At 68.5% G+C, this 2,087-nt stretch carries 2 protein-coding genes; both read left to right on the top strand.

What is annotated here, in order from left to right:
• The first annotated feature begins 183 nt into the window (after positions 1–183).
• Positions 184–1,287 (top strand): tetratricopeptide repeat protein, encoded by a 1,104-nt coding sequence (locus ACFVDI_RS28630; RefSeq protein WP_378912268.1) that lies wholly within the window; start codon positions 184–186, stop codon positions 1,285–1,287.
• 244 nt (positions 1,288–1,531) lie between these two features.
• Positions 1,532–2,023, top strand: a complete 492-nt coding sequence (locus ACFVDI_RS28625) for a DUF3145 domain-containing protein (protein WP_378912269.1) — start codon at positions 1,532–1,534, stop codon at positions 2,021–2,023.
• Positions 2,024–2,087: the final 64 nt, after the last annotated feature.

Below are 2,087 nucleotides of genomic sequence, written 5' to 3'. Positions count from 1 at the left end.
TTCAGCGCCGATGGTACTGCAACCGAGAGGCTGTGGGAGAGTAGGACGCCGCCGGACAAAATTTCAGGTAGAGGCCGCCCTTTGGGCGGCCTCTACTGCTTTTACTGGCACTGTGTTTGTCAACGAGACGATCTGGGGATCGTTCGAAGTCGGCTGCGATACGCAGCAGTGAGGATGGCGGCTATGGCTGACGAGCGCCGTAGCAACAGAGGCGGTAAGCCCGCCGGACGCCCGGGGCGTCCGAAGAGCTCGGGTTCATCGTCCACCGGTGGCCGAGGCGGCCGACCGGGTGGCAGCGGCCGACCCGGTACGGGTGCGGGTCGCAGCAGCGACCGTCGTGATGGCGGTGGCGGCCGCGGTGGCGAGCAGCGTCGTGACGCTGGGCGAGGTGGCGATGAGCGCCGCGACGGCAAGCCGTCGACGGGGCGCGGTGGTCCTCGCGCGGGCGGTCGCCCCGACGGTCCGAAGCGCTCTGACGGTCCGAAGCGCGGCGGCGGTAGCGACCGCAAGGGCGGCTACTCCAAGGACCGCGGCGGCAAGCCCGGTGGCAGGCCGCCGCGTCGCTTCGACGAGCCGCGCGAGGAGCGTACGGCCGACCAGCGCGCCTACGACGGCCCGGAGCTGCCGGAAGAGGTGACCGGCAAGGAGCTGGACCGTGCGATCTCGGCTCAGCTGCGCGGTCTGCCGGAGAAGCTGGCGGCGCGGATCGCCCGCCACCTGGTCGCTGCCGACATGTTCATCGACTCCGACCCCGAGCTGGCCTACCAGCACGCGAAGGCGGCCAAGTCGCGTACGCAGCGTATCGCTGTGATCCGCGAGGCGCTGGGGGAGGCGGCGTACGCTGCCGGCCACTACTCCGAGGCGCTTGCCGAGCTGCGCGCAGCGAAGCGGATGAACGGTGCGACGGCCTACCTCCCGATCATGGCGGACTGCCACCGCGCGCTCGGCCAGCCCGAGCAGGCGATCAAGCTCGCTCACAGCCCGTCCGTGGTGAACTTCGAGGCGCCGGCGAAGGCCGAGATGACCATCGTCGAGGCCGGTGCTCGTCGGGACATGGGCCAGTTCGACGCCGCCCTGCGGATCCTCGAGCAGTCGCCGCTCAACAACAAGAGCCGCGAGCCCTGGGTCGTGCGGCTCCGCTACGCCTACGCCGACACCCTTCAGGACGCCGGCAGGGACAAGGACGCACTGACCTGGTTCCATCGTACGTACGCGATCGACGCTGACGAGATCACCGACGCCGCGGCACGGGCCGAGGCGCTCGAGAAGACGGTCGAAAGGGACTGAGAACCTCATCATCCCTGTGGTCAGTGGCGATCGGCATCTGTGTCGGTCGCCACTGACCGTTTTGTCTCGATACTGGAGATCCTGGGCCGGGTAGGTAAGAATGGACCGCACAACTACATCCGTGTGATCCACCGAAGTGTTCCTTCACGCATCATCGAGCCCGCTGGGGAAGGCGTAGCTCGCGCCGCAACGAAGGAGATATTCGGTGACCACTCAGATCAAGGACCCGAGCGCCTCGCGTGGTATCGCCCGAGGCGTTGTGTTCGTGCATTCGGCTCCCTCCGCGCTCTGCCCTCACATCGAATGGGCCGTCGCGGGGGTGCTCGGCGTACCGGTGAACTTTGACTGGACGGCTCAGCCCGCCCAGGCCGGCACCTACCGAGCCGAGCTCTTCTGGTCGGGTGCGATCGGTTCTGCAGCGGCGATCGCCTCGGCGCTGAAGGGATGGACGCACCTGCGCTTCGAGGTCACCGAGGACGGGACGTCGAGCTCCGAGGGTGCGCGTTACTCCTTCACCCCCGACCTCGGCGTCTTCCACGCCGTCACGGGGATGCACGGGGACATCATGATCCCGGAGGACCGGCTCAAGGCCGCTGTCGTGAAGGCCGCCCTCGGCGACACCACGCTCGAGCTCGAGGTCGACAAGCTCCTCGGCAAGCCGTGGGACGACGAGCTGGAGACGTTCCGTCACGCGGGAGAGGGCGCGCCCGTACGCTGGCTGCACCAGGTCGTCTGAGCGACCCGCCGGCCGCAGAGCACGGCCGCGAAAACGCCGAGTCGGCGCGTCATGACGCGCCGAC

It is taken from the genome of Nocardioides sp. NPDC057767 (assembly GCF_042798275.1).
Classification (GTDB): Bacteria; Actinomycetota; Actinomycetes; order Propionibacteriales; family Nocardioidaceae; genus Nocardioides.
This window is presented reverse-complemented; position numbering and strand designations above follow the sequence as displayed.

What these genes read in the sequence shown, in the direction of transcription:
- ACFVDI_RS28630 (WP_378912268.1), top strand. Translation starts at nt 184, where the DNA reads ATGGCTGACGAGCGCCGTAGCAACAGAGGCGGTAAGCCCGCCGGACGC.